Annotated in this window: 15 protein-coding genes; 12 read left to right on the top strand and 3 right to left on the bottom strand. The window is 68.7% G+C overall.

Annotated features, from left to right (window positions below; translation table 11 throughout):
* Positions 1–36 precede the first annotated feature (36 nt).
* Genes ACYVLJ_RS24035 through ACYVLJ_RS23990 form a run of 10 tightly spaced genes read left to right on the top strand, consistent with a single transcriptional unit; the run spans position 37 to position 9,969 of the window.
* Positions 37–1,194 (top strand): acyl-CoA dehydrogenase family protein, encoded by a 1,158-nt coding sequence (locus ACYVLJ_RS24035; RefSeq protein ID WP_460440391.1) that lies wholly within the window; start codon positions 37–39, stop codon positions 1,192–1,194.
* Positions 1,191–2,030 carry an HpcH/HpaI aldolase/citrate lyase family protein gene (locus tag ACYVLJ_RS24030; protein WP_460440390.1) on the top strand — a complete coding sequence of 280 codons (840 nt, stop codon included), beginning with the start codon at positions 1,191–1,193 and terminating at the stop codon, positions 2,028–2,030. Before ACYVLJ_RS24035 ends, ACYVLJ_RS24030 begins: the two co-directional genes overlap by 4 nt.
* Positions 2,027–3,175, top strand: a complete 1,149-nt coding sequence (locus ACYVLJ_RS24025; RefSeq protein ID WP_460440389.1) for an acyl-CoA dehydrogenase family protein — start codon at positions 2,027–2,029, stop codon at positions 3,173–3,175. The genes ACYVLJ_RS24030 and ACYVLJ_RS24025 overlap by 4 nt, the downstream gene beginning before the upstream one ends.
* Positions 3,176–3,181: 6 nt before the next feature.
* Entirely contained in the window at positions 3,182–3,892 is a 711-nt protein-coding gene (gene fabG / locus ACYVLJ_RS24020; RefSeq protein ID WP_460440388.1) for an SDR family oxidoreductase, read from the top strand.
* Positions 3,889–4,704, top strand: coding sequence for an HTD2 family dehydratase (locus ACYVLJ_RS24015; RefSeq protein ID WP_460440387.1), 816 nt, complete (start codon positions 3,889–3,891; stop codon positions 4,702–4,704). The genes fabG and ACYVLJ_RS24015 overlap by 4 nt, the downstream gene beginning before the upstream one ends.
* A complete protein-coding gene (locus tag ACYVLJ_RS24010) occupies positions 4,697–5,911 on the top strand; it encodes an acetyl-CoA C-acetyltransferase (protein WP_460440386.1) in 1,215 nt (404 codons plus the stop codon). The genes ACYVLJ_RS24015 and ACYVLJ_RS24010 overlap by 8 nt, the downstream gene beginning before the upstream one ends.
* Complete coding sequence (locus ACYVLJ_RS24005; RefSeq protein WP_460440385.1) at positions 5,908–6,363, top strand: MaoC family dehydratase; 456 nt, start codon at positions 5,908–5,910, stop codon at positions 6,361–6,363. Before ACYVLJ_RS24010 ends, ACYVLJ_RS24005 begins: the two co-directional genes overlap by 4 nt.
* On the top strand, positions 6,360–8,033 hold the full coding sequence (locus ACYVLJ_RS24000; RefSeq protein WP_460440384.1) for a CoA-transferase: 1,674 nt from the start codon (positions 6,360–6,362) through the stop codon (positions 8,031–8,033). The genes ACYVLJ_RS24005 and ACYVLJ_RS24000 overlap by 4 nt, the downstream gene beginning before the upstream one ends.
* Positions 8,030–8,839: an enoyl-CoA hydratase/isomerase family protein gene (locus ACYVLJ_RS23995; RefSeq protein ID WP_460440383.1), complete on the top strand. Its 810-nt coding sequence runs from the start codon at positions 8,030–8,032 to the stop codon at positions 8,837–8,839. Before ACYVLJ_RS24000 ends, ACYVLJ_RS23995 begins: the two co-directional genes overlap by 4 nt.
* Entirely contained in the window at positions 8,836–9,969 is a 1,134-nt protein-coding gene (locus ACYVLJ_RS23990; protein ID WP_460440382.1) for a CoA transferase family protein, read from the top strand. The genes ACYVLJ_RS23995 and ACYVLJ_RS23990 overlap by 4 nt, the downstream gene beginning before the upstream one ends.
* Positions 9,970–10,078: 109 nt before the next feature.
* Here the strand turns inward: ACYVLJ_RS23990 and ACYVLJ_RS23985 are convergent, their stop codons facing one another.
* From ACYVLJ_RS23985 to ACYVLJ_RS23975, 3 genes are all read right to left on the bottom strand, one after another.
* Positions 10,079–10,399, bottom strand: coding sequence for a hypothetical protein (locus tag ACYVLJ_RS23985; protein WP_460440381.1), 321 nt, complete (start codon positions 10,397–10,399; stop codon positions 10,079–10,081).
* 8 nt (positions 10,400–10,407) lie between these two features.
* A complete protein-coding gene (locus ACYVLJ_RS23980) occupies positions 10,408–10,578 on the bottom strand; it encodes a zinc-binding dehydrogenase (protein ID WP_460440380.1) in 171 nt (56 codons plus the stop codon).
* A gap of 1,848 nt (positions 10,579–12,426) precedes the next feature.
* Entirely contained in the window at positions 12,427–13,170 is a 744-nt protein-coding gene (locus ACYVLJ_RS23975; protein ID WP_460440379.1) for an Ltp family lipoprotein, read from the bottom strand.
* Between the two features lie 431 nt (positions 13,171–13,601).
* Between ACYVLJ_RS23975 and ACYVLJ_RS23970 the strand changes: the two genes are divergently transcribed.
* Positions 13,602–13,973, top strand: coding sequence for a hypothetical protein (locus ACYVLJ_RS23970; protein WP_460440378.1), 372 nt, complete (start codon positions 13,602–13,604; stop codon positions 13,971–13,973).
* Between the two features lie 23 nt (positions 13,974–13,996).
* Positions 13,997–15,049: a recombinase family protein gene (locus ACYVLJ_RS23965; protein ID WP_460440377.1), complete on the top strand. Its 1,053-nt coding sequence runs from the start codon at positions 13,997–13,999 to the stop codon at positions 15,047–15,049.
* Positions 15,050–15,512: the final 463 nt, after the last annotated feature.

The following is a 15,512-nucleotide window of genomic DNA, read 5'->3' as shown; positions in this document are numbered from 1 at the left end:
TTGTTTTCTCCAGGAAGATGGGGCATAGTGGCAGACATGCCAGCAGTGAGCACCGAGGACTTCCAGCCGATCCTGAAGCTCGTGCGCGAGTTCGTGCGGACGAAGGTGATCCCCCGCGAGCAAGAGATCATGGAAGGCAACGCGATCCCGGACGACCTGCGCAACCAGGTCGCCGAGCTGGGTCTGTTCGGCTACGCCATCCCCCAGGAGTGGGGCGGACTCGGCCTGGACCTGACGCAGGACGTCGAACTGGCGATGGAGCTCGGCTACACCTCGCTCGCGCTGCGGTCGATGTTCGGCACGAACAACGGCATCGCCGGGCAGGTCCTGGTCAACTTCGGCGCCGACGAACAGAAGGCGCAATGGCTGGAGAAGATCGCGTCAGGTGACGTCGTCGCGTCGTTCGCGCTCACCGAGCCGGGCGCGGGATCGAACCCGGCGGGACTGCGCACCAAGGCCGCCCGCGACGGTGACGACTGGGTGATCGACGGCGAGAAGTGCTTCATCACCAACGCGCCCATCGCCGGCCTGTTCGTCGTGTTCGCCCGCACCCGCCCGGCCGACGCGTCCGGCACCGGCATCGCGGTCTTCCTGGTCCCGGCGGACACCCCCGGCGTCACCGTCGGGGTCAAGGACAAGAAGATGGGCCAGGAAGGCGCCTGGACCGCGAACGTCTCGTTCGCGAGCGTCCGGGTGCCCGCCTCGAGCCTCGTCGGCGGCGACGAAGATGCCGGGTACCGCGCCGCGATGACGTCGCTGGCCCGCGGCCGCGTGCACATCGCCGCGCTCGCCGTCGGCACCGCGCAGCGCGCGCTCGACGAGTCCATCACCTACGCCGCCACTGCCACCCAGGGCGGCACCCCGATCGGCGAGTTCCAGCTGGTCCAGGCGATGCTCGCCGACCAGCAGACCGGGGTACTGGCCGGCCGGGCCCTGATCCGCGAGACCGCACAGCGCTACGTCTCCGGTGAGGACCGCCGGATCGGACCGTCCGCCGCGAAGCTCTACTGCACCGAAATGGCCGGCAAGGTCGCCGACCTGGCCGTGCAGATCCACGGCGGGTCCGGCTACATGCGCGAAGTCCCGGTCGAGCGGATCTACCGCGACGTCCGCCTGCTGCGGCTCTACGAGGGCACCAGCGAGATCCAGCGGCTCATCATCGGCGGCGGCCTGGTCCGCGGAGCCCGGCGATGACCACGCGCGTCCACCGCACGGTGACCCGGGCGCAGGAGGCCACCACGCTCCTGTTCGTCCCCGGTGACCGACCGGAGCGGTTCCCGAAGGCGGCCCAGGCCGGTGCGGGGCTCGTCGTGCTCGACCTCGAAGACGCAGTCGCCCCCGACCGCAAGACTTACGCGCGGGAGCAGGTCACGGCCTGGCTGGGCGACAACCCGGACTGCGCCGTGCGGGTCAACGCGGCCGGAACGCCGTGGCACGACGAGGACCTCGCCGCGGTCAGCCACCGGCGATGCACGGTGATGCTGCCGAAGGCCGACCCGGCCACGACGCGCGCCGTCGCCGGCCGGCTCGGCGTCCTCCCCGCACTGATCGCTCTGGTCGAGACCGCTCGCGGCGTGCTCGACGCCCGCGAGACCGCGACCGTGCCGAACGTGCAGCGGCTCGCGTTCGGCAGCTTCGACCTGGCCGCCGAGCTGGGCGTCGACCCCGCGGACTGGGACGCCCTCGTCACGTCCCGGGGCGCGCTCGTGCTCGCGTCGGCCGCGGCGGGACTGCCCGGCCCGATCGACGGCGTGACCGCGGACCTGCACAACCAGGACCGCCTCACCGAAGATGTCCGGTACGCCCGCCAGCTGGGTTTCACCGGGAAGCTGTGCGTGCACCCTCGGCAAGTGGCCACCGCGGCCGAGGCGCTGAGCCCGTCTCGCGAAGAGGTGCGGTGGGCGCACAAGGTGATCACCGCGGCCGAGGACACCGGCGCGGTCGCCGTGGACGGGCAGCTGGTCGACAAGCCGGTGCTGGACCGCGCGCGGCGCGTCCTCCGGCAGTCACGAGAAAGGATCGGGCGATGACGCTCACCGACGACGAAAAGCAGATGGTGGCCCTGGTGGCCGAGTTCGTCGACGAACGGGTCCGCCCGCGCGTCCGCGAGTTCGAAGCCGACGACGTCTACCCCGCCGAGTTCATCGACGAGATGAAGAAGCTCGGCTTCTTCGGTCTCCTCGCTCCCGCCGAGTACGGCGGCGTCGACGTCAGCACGGCGTGCTTCGCCCGCGTCACCGAGGAACTCGCGCGCGGCTGGATGAGCCTCGCCGGCGCCATCGGCGGGCATTCCGTCATCACCTACCTGGTCAAGACGTTCGGGACGCCTGAGCAGCGCGAGAAGTACCTGCCGGCCATGGCCGAGGGCACGATCCGCGCGACCATGGCGCTGACCGAGCCCGGCGGTGGCAGCGACCTGCAGGCCATGCGGACGTTCGCCACGCCCGACGGCGATGGCTACTCGATCACGGGGTCCAAGACCTGGATCTCCAATGCCGCCCACTCCGGGCTCATCGGCCTCCTGTGCATCACCGACCGCGAGGCGAAGCCCGCCCACCGCGGGATGAGCGTGCTGCTCGTCGAACCCGGCGACGGTCTGACGATCTCGAAGAAGCTGCCCAAGCTCGGCTACCGCGGCGTCGAGGCGTGCGAGATCGTCTTCGACGCCATGACCGTCCCCGCTGACGCCGTTCTGGGCGGCACGCCGAACGAAGGCTGGGCGCACATGATGCGTGGCCTGGAGATGGGCCGCGTCCAGGTCGCCTCCCGGGCGCTGGGTGTCGGACAGGCCGCGCTGAACGACGCTGTTCGCTATGCGCAGGAACGGGAATCGTTCGGCAAGCCGATCTGGAAGCACCAGTCCGTCGGCAACCTCCTGGCCGACATGGCGACAAAGATGCGCGCCGCCCGGCTGCTCACCCTGGATGCCGCCGAGAAGCTCGACGCGGGTGAGCGCGCCGACATGGAAGCCGGGATGGCGAAACTCTTCGCCTCCGAGACCGCGATGCAGGTGGCGCTGGACGCAATCCGCGTACACGGCGGCTACGGCTACTCCAAGGAATACGACGTCGAGCGCTACTTCCGGGACGCGCCGCTGATGATCGTCGGCGAAGGCACCAACGAAATCCAGCGCAACGTCATCGCCGCCCAGCTCATCGCCCGCAACAAGATCTGAGGAACCATGACTCTGCTGACCGGCCGGACCGCGGTCGTCACCGGTGCCGCGCAAGGCATCGGCTTCGCCATCGCCGAACTGTTCGCCGCCGAAGGCGCCCGCGTGGTGATCGGCGACATCGACGGCGACGCGGCCGCCCGCGCCGCGGAGAAGCTCGGCGGTGTCGGTCGCCGTTGCGACGTCACCGTCGCGTCCGATGTGGACGCTCTGCTGGCCGACGGCGTCGACGTCCTGGTCAACAACGCCGGGATCACCCGGGACGCGACCCTGCGCACGATGACCGAAGACCAGTTCGACCAGGTGATCAACGTCCACCTCAAGGGCACCTGGAACGGCGTCCGCACGGCCGCGGCGATCATGCGCGAGCAGAAGCGCGGTGCGATCGTGAACCTCTCGTCGCTGTCGGGCAAGGTCGGCATGGTCGGGCAGACGAACTACTCGGCCGCCAAGGCCGGGATCGTCGGGCTGACGAAGGCCGCGGCGAAGGAGCTGGCCCACCACGGCGTGCGCGTCAACGCGATCCAGCCCGGCCTGATCCGGACCGCGATGACCGAGGCCATGCCGGCGAAGGCATGGGACCAGAAGATGGCCGAGATCCCGATGGGCCGCGCCGGGGAGGTCGGCGAAATCGCGTCAGTGGCTCTCTTCCTGGCTTCCGACTTGTCGTCGTACATGACCGGCACGGTGCTGGAAGTGACCGGCGGACGGTTCATGTGACCCGCACCGAGGAACTGGTCGACCCGGCGCCGGTCGCGGCACTGGCCGCGCTGTTCGACGACGGCCTGCCCGCCCCAGGTCCAGGCGACGAGCTGCCGCCGTTGTGGCACTGGGTCGCGCTGCCCCGCTGGCCGGCGTCCTCCTCGCTCGGCACTGATGGTCACCCGGCCCGCGACGGCCTCCTGCCCCGCCGGATGTTCGCCGGCGGTGAGGTGGTCTTCCACCGGCCGCTGCGCGTCGGCGAGACCGTCATCCGGGAGTCCACTGTGGAGTCCACGACTGAGAAAGCCGGCCGGTCGGGGAAGCTGGTGATCGTGGTCGTCCGCATCCGGTTGTCCGGATCGGCCGGACTGTGCGTCGAGGAACGCCAGGACGTGATCTACCGCGAGCGCGGCACGCCCGCCGAGCCGGGTCCGGCGAACTTCGCCCCGGCCGGCACGCCCTTGCACCGGGTCGAGCCGGGCGTCTGGGACTTCGCCACCGACCCGACACTGCTGATGCGCTTCTCCGCCGCGACGGCGAACCCACACCGCATCCACTACGACTGGCCCTACGCGACCGGCACCGAGGGCTACCCCGGCCTGGTCGTGCACGGCCCGCTGATGACCCTCGCCCTGGCCGAGGTCCTGCGACTGGACTCTCCCGGCGTCCGCGTCGCCCGGCTGGCCCACCGTAACCAGGCGCCGCTGTTCTGCGGCGAACCGGCCCGGCTGCACGCGCGGCCCGGTGACCTCGAACTGACCGGCCCGGACGGCAAGCCCCGCACCAGCCTCGCCGTCGAACTCCACGAGGAAGGCACTCCCCATGCGTGACGCCGTGATCTGCGAACCCGTCCGGACCCCGATCGGCCGGTTCGGCGGCTCGCTCAAGAGCGTGCCGGCCGCCGACCTCGCCACCGTCGCGCTCACCGCGCTGCTGGAGCGCACCGGACTCGACCCGGCCGCGATCGACGACGTCATCCTCGGCCACTGCTACCCCAGCGCCGAGGCACCGGCGATCGGCCGGGTCGTCGCGCTGGACGCCGGCCTGCCGGTGACCGTGCCCGGCATGCAGGTCGACCGCCGTTGCGGCTCTGGCCTGCAGTCGGTGCTGCAGGCCGCGCTGCAGGTCCAGGCGGGCGTCAGCGACGTGATCGTCGCCGGGGGCGCGGAGAGCATGAGCAACACGATCTTCTACGCCACCGACATGCGCTGGGGCGCTCGCGGCTCCGGGGTCATGCTGCACGACTCGCTCACCCGCGGCCGCCAGACACCCGGCGGAAAGCACTACCCCGTGGCCGGCGGGATGCTCGAGACCGCCGAGAATCTCCGCCGCGAGTACAGCATCACCCGCGACGAGCAGGACCAGCTCGCGCTCACTTCGCACCAGCGCGCCGTCGCCGCCCAGCGGTCGGGGGTGTTCGCCGAGGAGATCGTGCCTGTGCCGGTCGAGACGCGGAAGGGCACGGTCGTCGTCGACACCGACGAGCACCCGCGCGCGGACGCTTCCGCCGAGTCCCTGTCCGCGCTGCGGCCGGTGCTGGGCAAGCAGGACCCGGAAGCGACGGTGACCGCGGGCAACGCCAGCGGCCAGAACGACGCGGCCGCGGTCTGCGTCGTCACCCACCCCGACCGCGCGGAGAAGCTCGGCCTGCGCCCGCTGGTGCGCCTGGTGTCCCACGGCGTCGCCGGCGTCGAACCCAAGGTCATGGGCATCGGCCCGGTCCCGGCCACCGCGATGGCGCTCGACCGCGCCGGGCTCAAGATCTCCGACATCGACCTCGTCGAGCTGAACGAGGCGTTCGCCGCCCAGGTCCTGGCGTGCACCCGCGAATGGGGCTTCGCCGCGGCCGACTTCGACCGGCTCAACGTCCACGGCTCCGGCATCTCCCTGGGCCACCCGGTCGGCGCGACCGGCACGCGCATCCTGGCCACGCTGGCTCGCGAGATGCAGCGCCGCGAAGCCCGCTACGGCCTGGAGACGATGTGCATCGGCGGTGGACAAGGGCTGGCCGCGGTCTTCGAGCGGGTGACGTCGTGACGCGCGTCTTCAGCTCGCCGGACGAGGTGCGTGCCGCGCTCGGCGAGGAACTGGGCCCGACCGGCTGGCTGGTGGTCGAGCAGAACCGGATCGACGCGTTCGCCGAGGCGACGGGCGACCACCAGTGGATCCACACCGACCCGGTGAAGGCGGCGGACGGGCCCTTCGGCTCGACCATCGCGCACGGCTTCCTGACGCTGTCGCTGATCCCGCAGTTCGCCCGCGAGCTGTACAACCTGGACTTCGGCAGCGCGCGGATCAACTACGGCCTCGGGAAAGTCCGCTTCCCAGCACCGGTGCCCGTCGGTTCCCGCCTGCGCGCGACCGCGACCTTCACCGACCTGGCCGACAGCCCGGCGGGCCACACCGTGACCACCCGGTACGTCGTCGAACTCGACGGGGCAGCCAAACCTGCGTGCGTCGCCGAAATGCTCGTCGTGGTGCACGGATGAGCACCGAATTCTGCCGCCTCGACGACGCCGTGGCCCGGCACGTCCGCCCGGGCGACGCGCTGCACGTGATGATGGGCCACAGCCGCTGGAGCGCGCTGGTGTGCGAAGTCGCCCGGCAGCACTGGCAGAAGCCGTCGCGGTTCACGCTGATCATGGCCAGCCTGTCGTCGCTCGGGGCGGTGCTGTTCCGGTCCGGCTGCGTCGAGAAGGCCGTCACCGTCTACTCCGGAGACTCGTTCCCGGTCTTCACGCCCAACCCGGTGTTCCAGCAGGCCTACACCGACGGCTCGGTCGAGGTCGAGAACTGGTCGTTCCTCAGCTACATCCAACGCCTCCGGGCAGCCGCCACCGGCGTGCCCGCCGTGGTGACCGGCTCGGTGCGCGGCTCGTCGATGGCCGAGAACGACGGCTACGAGGAAGTCGACACCCGGTTCGGCCGCGTCGGCCTGGTCTCGCCGCTGGTGCCGGATGTCGCGCTCGTGCACGCCGCCGTCGCCGATCGGCAGGGCAACCTCGCGATCGCGCCACCGATGTTCGAGGGCTCGATCGGCGCCTTCGCCGCCCGGCGGGGCGTGCTGGCGACCGTCGAAAAAGTCGTCGACGACCTGCGGCCGTGGTCACCGCTGGTGCGGATCCCGGCCCACCGCGTCCTCGCCGTCGTCGAAGCGCCGTTCGGAGCACATCCCGGCGGTGTCTTCCCTGGTCCCGAGGGTGCGCGGCTGCCCGTGGACGGCTACGCCGAGGACGTCGAGTTCTGGATCGCCGCCCGCGAGGCGAGCCGGTCACCGGACTTCGACGACTGGATCCGCGAATGGATCCTCGAGCCCGCCGACCACGACGCCTACCTCGCCAAGCTGGGCAAACCCCGGCTCGACGAGCTGACCCGCACCCTCGGCTCCCCCACCCCGCCCACCGGCCGAGGCGAGCACACCGGTCCCGTGACCCCGGCCGAGCGCGCCGCGACGTGGCTGAGCGACCTGGTCCGGACCCGGATCGCGCGGACCGGCGCCGACGCCGTGTTGGCCGGCGCCGGACTCGCGAACCTGGCGGCCTGGGTCGGCGTCAAGAAGGCGAAAGCAGACGGCCACGAAGTCGCGCTCGCCGCGGAACTCGGGTTGTGGGACTACTCCCCCACCGAAGGCGACCCATTCATCTTCAGCTTCGCCAACTTCCCGTCATCGTCGATGCTCCTCGATACCGAGCAGGTGCTCGGGAACGTGATCAACGGGCCCCGCACGCGGTCGATCGCGTGCGTCGGCGCGGCGCAGATCGACCGGCACGGCAACATCAACACCACCCGCATCGACGGCGGCCCGTACCTCGTCGGATCGGGCGGCGCGAACGACGTCGTCACCAACGCGGACGAGACGCTCGTCGTCGGCACGATGAGCCCGCGCCGGTTCATCGAGAAGTGCGGCTACGTGACCAGCCCGGGCGAACGCGTCCGGGCGGTGGTGACCGACCTCGGCATCCTGACCCGCCGCGACGGCGAGCTGGTGCTCACCCACCTGGCGCCCGGCGTCGACGTCGAGCACGTCCGGTCACGGTGTGGCTGGGACCTCGCGGTGGCTGACGACCTGGCGGAGCTGCCGCCTGTCTCGGACGATGACGTGAAGCAGCTCCGGAAGTACGACCGCGAGGGCCTGTTCCTCGGGAAGGGAAACTCATGAGCCGCTACGCGCGTTTCGAACACCTGCGGGTGGACGGACCGGACGAAGACGGCGTGCTCGAGCTGGTGCTCGACGCGCCGAACCTCAACGCGGTCAGCGAAGCCGCCCACGCCGACCTCGCCGACATCTGGCGCGAGTTCGACCGCGACCCGGCCGTGAAGGCGATCCTGCTGCGCGGCGAAGGCAAGGGTTTCTCGGCGGGTGGCTCATTCGAGCTGGTCGAGAAGCTGGCCACGGACTACGAGGCCCGCACCCGCACGATGCGGGAGGCCCGGGATCTGGTCTACAACGTCATCGACTGCTCGAAGCCGATTGTCTCGGCCATCCACGGCCCGGCCGTCGGCGCCGGACTGGTCGCGGGCGTGCTGGCCGACGTCTCAGTGGTGACGGCGGACGCGAAGATCGTCGACGGCCACACCCGCCTCGGGGTTGCGGCCGGCGACCACGCCGCGATCTGCTGGCCGCTGCTGTGCGGGATGGCGAAGGCCAAGTATTACCTGATGACGTGCCGCCCGCTGACCGGCGCGGAGGCCGAGCGGATCGGCCTGGTCTCCCTCTGCGTGGACTCGCCCGAAGAGCTGCTGCCGACCGCGCGGGAGATCGCGCAGGAGCTGGCCAACGGTGCCCCGAACGCGATCCGGTTCACCAAGCAGTCGCTGAACATGTGGTATCGCCAGGTCGCGGGCGCGCTGTTCGACTCCTCGCTGGCGCTGGAGTTCTACGGCTTCGGTGGCCCTGAGGTCCGCGAAGGTCTCGCGTCCCACCGTGAACGTCGCAAGCCCGACCCCAAGCGGTGGCAGGGATGACGGCGCTGCTGTCCGGCCTGCGGGTCGTCGAGCTGTCCAGCTACGTGGCGACGCCGTTGTGCGGGCTCACTCTGGCCCAGCTCGGCGCGGACGTCGTGCGTGTCGAGCCGCTCGGTGGCGCGGCCGACCGCACGCGCTGGCCGCTGGCCGACTCCGGGACGAGCCTGTACTGGTCGGGGCTCAACAAGGGAAAGCGCGCTGTCGCTGTCGATCTGGAGTCCGCTGTGGACCGACAACGGATCGCCGACCTGATCGTCCATGGTGGACCGTGCGTGGTGGTCAGCAACTCCGACCGCCACGCCGAGCTTGCGTACCCGGCGTTGTCCGCCCAGCGCCCCGACCTGATCCACGTGCTGCTCTCCGGCCGCGCGGACGGCGGCGCGGCGGTGGACTACACCGTCCAAGCGGCGACTGGATTCCCGTACATCACCGGAGCGCCGGACTCGGCGCCGGTGAACCACGTGCTCCCGGCCTGGGACATCGCGGCCGGGTTGTACCTGGCCATCGGCCTGCTCGCCGCCGAACGGCACCGCCAGCTCACCGGCCGCGGCCGCTCGATCCAGGTCGCCCTCGAAGACGTCGCCCTCGCCACCGCAGGCAACCTCGGTTACCTGGCGGAGGCCCAGGTGACCGACCACGTCCGCGGCAAGTCGGGCAACGACGTGTACGGCACGTACGGCCGGGACTTCGTCACGGCCGACGGGATCCGGGTGATGCTGGTCGTGCTGACCGCCCGCCACTGGACGAAGCTGCTCTCGGCAACCGGCCTCACCGACGCGTTCACCAGCTTGAGCGAGTCCCTGGGCATCGACTTCACCCAGGAATCCGAGCGCTACGAACACCGCGAGGTGATTTCGACGCTGCTGGCCCGCTGGTTCGCACGAACGCCGTTCAAGGAAGCCGCCGAACTGCTCGACCGGCATCGGATCCTGTGGCAGCGCTACCGGACGTTCGAGGAGCTGAGCCGAACGCTGGACGAGCGAGAGCTGTTCGCCACGATCGACCAGCCCGGGGTGGGCCCGCACCTGGCCCCATCCTCGCCCATCCAGGTCGACGGCACCCGGTCATCCCCGCGCGTCGCGCCGGCGGTCGGCCAGCACACCGCGGAAGTCTTCGAGGGGCTCCGGTAACACCTCCCACCAGCCGTCGGGAAGCGGCCCGCCGCCCGGACGACCCGCGGCTGACCGGATCGAGGATGGGCCGCTCGAACCCGGAAGAACGAGCAGGCCGTGCAGCGCCTCACTCGAAGACGACCACGCTGCGCGCGGTCTCCCCCTTCTCCAGCTTCGCGTACCCCTCGTTGATTCGATCGAGCGGGATGATCTCGGAGACGAGATCGTCGAGGTTCAACCGGCCCTGCTGCTTGGCGTACAGCGGGATGTCGACGCCGGCGACCGTCGCGCCCATGTAGACCCCACTGAGCTTCTTGTTCCCGCGCAGCAGGTCGCCTGCGGTGAGTGCGGCTGAGGTTCCCGGCTTCATCTTGCCGACGACGTAGGTCGAGCCTCCGGTGTCGGTGATATCGATCGCCTGCTGAACCGTCTGCGGCAGGCCGACCACCTCGAAGGCTAGTCGACGCCGCCCTTTCCGACGATCTCCCGCACACGACCGACGAGGTCGGCTTCCCCGGCCGGGTCGACGACCTCGGTCGCCCCGAACCTGCGGGCGAGCTCGAGCTTCGTCGGCTGCAGATCGATGGCGATCACGTGGCCGGCTCCGGAGATCGCGGCTCCCTGCACGACCGCGGGTGCGCTATTGGGGTCCTCGTCGTGAGGTTCTGTCGAGCGTTCCGGTCACCCGGTTCCAAATGTCACAAGTTCATGACGTAACTCCATCGTTCACAGAAGCGACACCCTATCTGTCCTCCCAAGCAGCCAGAGGGACAGTGGATGACACAGCAAGGTTCGATGTACCGACGGCAAAGGTCGGTGGTGGTACTTCTGCTCGCGCTTCTCGGCGTCAGTGCATGCTCGTCGACGACACCGTCAGACCCGCGCGCGCCGCAAGTGACGGGCACAGAAGTTGCCAGGTTCCAGCGGTGGTGGCACGACTGCACTGGGCACTTTGTGCACAACGTGTGCAACCCAGTTCCTGCCGATACGGTCACTTCCTGCAATAGCGTGCTGTCATCCGACATGCCCATCATCCTGAACGCAACCGTCTCGTGGCCGAACAATCAGCCGTGGCCGAGCACGAACCCAGGTCTGACCACCGAGGACTACGGCGGCCTGATGCTCCAATGCGGACTGCACTCTGTAACCTTGGATGGTGGATCCTGGGATTGGGACGTGATGCTCTCTTTCCCGAGTGCCGACCACCCGCTGGACACCAGCACGCAAGCTTGTGCACAGTCCAACGCTCAGTCGTGTATTCCCACGGCCGATGGTTACCTAACAACCACGTCGTTCAATGACCGAGTGATAATCGGGTTCTACAGCCCACGGATCAAAGCAAGTGTCTACGTCAGCAGGCCCAGTGATCCGCGGCGCCAAGCCGCGGCCGCCCTTGAGGTGTTCCACCGGCTTGCCGACGTTGCGGGACTTCCTCAGTCGGCCCGGCCGACTTCCGCCGTTGACCGGTCTTCGGCCGTGGCTCAGAACTCAACGGAAGCTCGGCCCAATGCCTCAACGCCATCGCGGGACTCAGCTCAAGCACCATCCTCCAGCACACACACAGCGCAGCCGACAGGAACTTGGAGTTGCGATGATGCTGTCCTAAGTGCACTCCGCAAAGTGGTCGACGGCGAAGCCACCGTGGATCAAGCCGCGTGGGCCGACCTCCCGAACGGACTGACGCAGGAAAATCTCCAATCAGCAGTGAACGGCTACCACCGATACCTCGCAGAAGGAATCAGCTCGGCCGACGCACTCGCACAGGCCGCGGGGCCGATGGTCTATGCTTGTCACAATTAAGGGTCGATACTTGGCGACAAACCGCAAATACGGTCCACGCGAGACCATTTACCGTGAGGCATCCTTCGAACGGACCCAGTCCCACGTTGCACGCATCGCACGGCCGATTCTACTTAGTGTCCGCAGCAGCAAACGAAAGGCTCGGGCGCTGAGGTGATTCGGCGTCTCAGGGTAGCCCACCTTGTAAGGCCGAACGGTAGTCACCGACCTCAGCTGGCGGGGACCGCTCCTCCGCGACCTTGATAGCCGACGTCCTCAGTCTGTGCCAGCGGGCCTCGCAGGGAGATCAGACTGGACAGTCCAGATTCACTTCCGTCGCCACTGCGCTGAGTAGTCGAGGTCGCAGGCCGCCGCGAGACACTGTTCGATTGCCGCCGGGTCAGGGTTGCGGCGGAGCAGATGCCAGGGGTTCGACAGCCTCTCGAGGGCTTCGAGGGTGCCAGCGACGAAGTGACTGAAGTTTGGCGGTGCGCTCACACCCGTCAACGCTCCGCTCCTGTATCGCGTTCTTCTCCACCACGGTTACCGCAGCGTCGGCCCGCCACCAGCTGGAACGCCTTACCCGCTTCCCGGCGCGAGACGCTTGACTTCCCGTGCTCGGCGACGATCGGCGACCAATTCCGCGACAGGTCGCATGGGTGAGGACGTGCGTTACTCCCGTTGGTTGCGGCGGATCTACTTGCAGGCTGCAGTCTGGCCAGCGCCATAGGCGGCCTGGGCCTTCGTGAAGCCGTCACCGGCCGACGATGACAGCTGCTGCTTCAACCCGGAGCAAGAGAACGACGTGAAGCTCAAGTAGTTCTCCGCCGACTTGACCGCCTGCGCGTTCCAGTCCACCGACAGGCTGTCGACGGCCTGGGTCGCCACATCCTTCGGGAACCCGTCGCCGGCCGACGACGACAGCTGCCGGATCAGGCCGTTGCGCGAGAACGCGGTGAAGCTCAGGTAGTTCTGGGCGGAGGCACGGGCCTGCTCGACCTGCGGCGGGAACTGGGGTGCTTCGCTCGTGGTGGGTGCCGGCGGCTCGACCGGAGCAGTGGCCGCGGCCGAAGCGGCGGCGTCGTTCAGGTTTGGGCTGGTGGTCTGAATGTGGTCGGGCGCGGCAACCGAGCTGCTCAGGGCAGCGGCGGGCATCCCGTTGGCGGCGTCATTGACCGCCTTGCCGAAGGCCGCGGTCCAGAGCACGCAGATGACCAGCCCGATCGCTGACAGCACGACGGCGGTGATGGCCAGCCCCTTGTTGCTCGCCTGGCCCCGGTTGGCGCGCAGCGTCCCGACGATGCCGAAGATCAGCCCGAGGATCGTCAGCGGCCACGCGACGATCCCGATGATCGGGATGAACGCGAAGATCAACCCGATCAGGCCAAGCACGAACCCGGCCGTGCCGAGGCCGTTCTTGGGCTGGTTCGCCACCGGCATCGGCGGCGACGGCGGCATAGGGGCGTAAGACACGGGCTGCCTCTTTCAGTCCAGCGGCGACGCAACGGAACGCGTCACGCTCTGTGGCATTCGTCGACATCCGCATCCCGCGCGTAACAGTGCCCGAAAGCCGCTTCCGGTCACGAAAAGGACTCAGCCGACGACGTTCGCGATCATTTCCGCTGGTGACCGTAGCGAGCGACTGACTCACCACCGTTACCTAGGGTAATAAATTGAAACTTCAAGTTCACTCGTTCGGAGCAAGAGGAGACGTTGGATGTCGCCCGGAGCTGAGTTACAACATGAGCACTCACTGTCACGGACTGGCGGTGAGCCTGCGAGACCACGACCCACCCTCACATCCGGAGCTGCGGAAAACGCGTGCGTCGGGAGCGCCTCGGGCTAAATGACGCGCTGACTGCACTGATCGGATGAACCGCTCAGAGCGCGCCGTCATGACCCCACGGCCGCGACATCCGTCCAACGTGATCCCACCGCACCCGCCCCCGCGTTACGTGACCGCACCACCCGCCGGCACGGCCGACCTGCTGGCGCAGTGGATGAACAGCAAGAAGCCGACAACCACTACTGCCCACCCCGACCATGGCAGTGGCTTGCGGTTCGCCTTCTACGGCCGCACGTCGACCACCTGCCATCAAGACCGCGTGTCGTCACAGGGCTGGCAACGGGACATGGCCGACGAGTTGGTCGCGGGCCACGGCCAGGTCGTCGCCGCCTTCTTCGACGCCGACACCTCACGCCGCATCCCATGGCGACAACGCCCCAGGCCGCCCAGCTCATGACTGCGGCCTCGAGCCCAGAATCCGTGATCGATGCGATCGTGGTCGGCGAGTACGAACGCGCCTTCACCGGCACCCAGTTCGCCACCCTCTACGCCTGGTGCACGCGGCACGGCATCCAGCTGTGGCTGCCCGAAATCGGCAGCCCGGTCGACCTCGCCAACCGTGACCACCGAGCTCTACTGTCGCTGCTGGCCACCCAGTCACAGCGTGAGGTCCTGCGCGCCCGCCACCGGGTGCTGGCGGCGATGCATAACCAGGTCACCCAGCAAGGCCGCTACCTCGGCGGACGACCACCCTACGGCTACCAGCTCGTCGACGCAGGCCCGCACCCCAACCCAGCAGACGCCCGCTGGGGCCGACGGCTACAACGGCTCGTCCCCGACCCCCCGAACCGCGCCACACGTGGCATGGATGTTCCGGCAACGGCTCGCCGGCCACAGTGTCGCCAGCCTCGCCCGGCACTGAACGAGCGCGGTGCCCCCTGCCCGTCCAGCGCCGATCCGGACCGCAACCGCCACCGGACCCGCGGCGCCTGGACCCTCCGCACCGTCGCCGTCATCCTGGCGAACCCGCGCTACACCGGCCCGGAGACCTGGAACCGCCGCGCCACGGGCACCGAAGGCCCAGCGTCAATACCAGCGCTGTCAGCGAAAATGGCGCATCCGCCGCTCGTCACGGAGCAGGAGTTCATCACCGCTCAGCAGATCCGAGCAGCGCGCTCCGCCAACGACGGCAGGACTCGCCGATTCGCTTTGGCCAGGCTGATCCGCTGCGGTCTCCGCGACCGGCGACTGGACTCGCACTGGAACCACGGTCGACCGACCTACCGCTGCCGCCACGGCCACACCAGCACCCAGTCCCCGGGCCAGCCGCGGCCGAAAACTCTCTACATCCGCGAGGACCATCTCGTCGACGAGATCAGCATCCGACTCGGAAAAGAACGCAACGACGGCCAGGCCGCACCGGAGCTTGATCGGCCACGACGCAGACATGTAGCCGCAGCGCTGCGCGAATCAAGGAAGATCATCGTCTACGACAGAGCCGGATGGCGACTGGAGGAGATCGATTCGAGCTAGGCTACAATCGCCCCAGCTTCAAGATCGCGTTTCGCGATCCGTGGGGTAACACTATGTCCGAGGACGATCTTGCTCGATAGGAACAACTCTTAGTTTCTAAGAGTTTTCACGGCGAAGCGACTCCGAGTCCCGGTCGCTAGCACCCAAGGTAGATCGTGGACGATCTTGCTCGCTAACCAAAACGCCCGCCGTTGTCTACCTGACGACGCGAGCGCGCGCAGGGCCACATCGCGCCGGACGCGAACTTCGGTTGCCACCGACCGCCGGCAGCCTTACAGAGTCCACCACCTCGCCACGAGCTAATGACCCGCTCCGGCAGCACCCGTGCACTACGTGGCACGAAGCCCGCCATGCAAGCTGTCAAGTCGCCATCGAACTTAAATTGATCCATTAACCACCCTTCGATCCCACATCGCCGTGATCGACAACCGGCCATGCATCTACTTGATCGGCGCCAACCAAC

It is taken from the genome of Amycolatopsis stemonae, assembly GCF_054781455.1.
The sequence above is the reverse complement of the archived record's forward strand: the minus strand, read 5'-3'. Positions and strand labels throughout refer to the sequence as shown.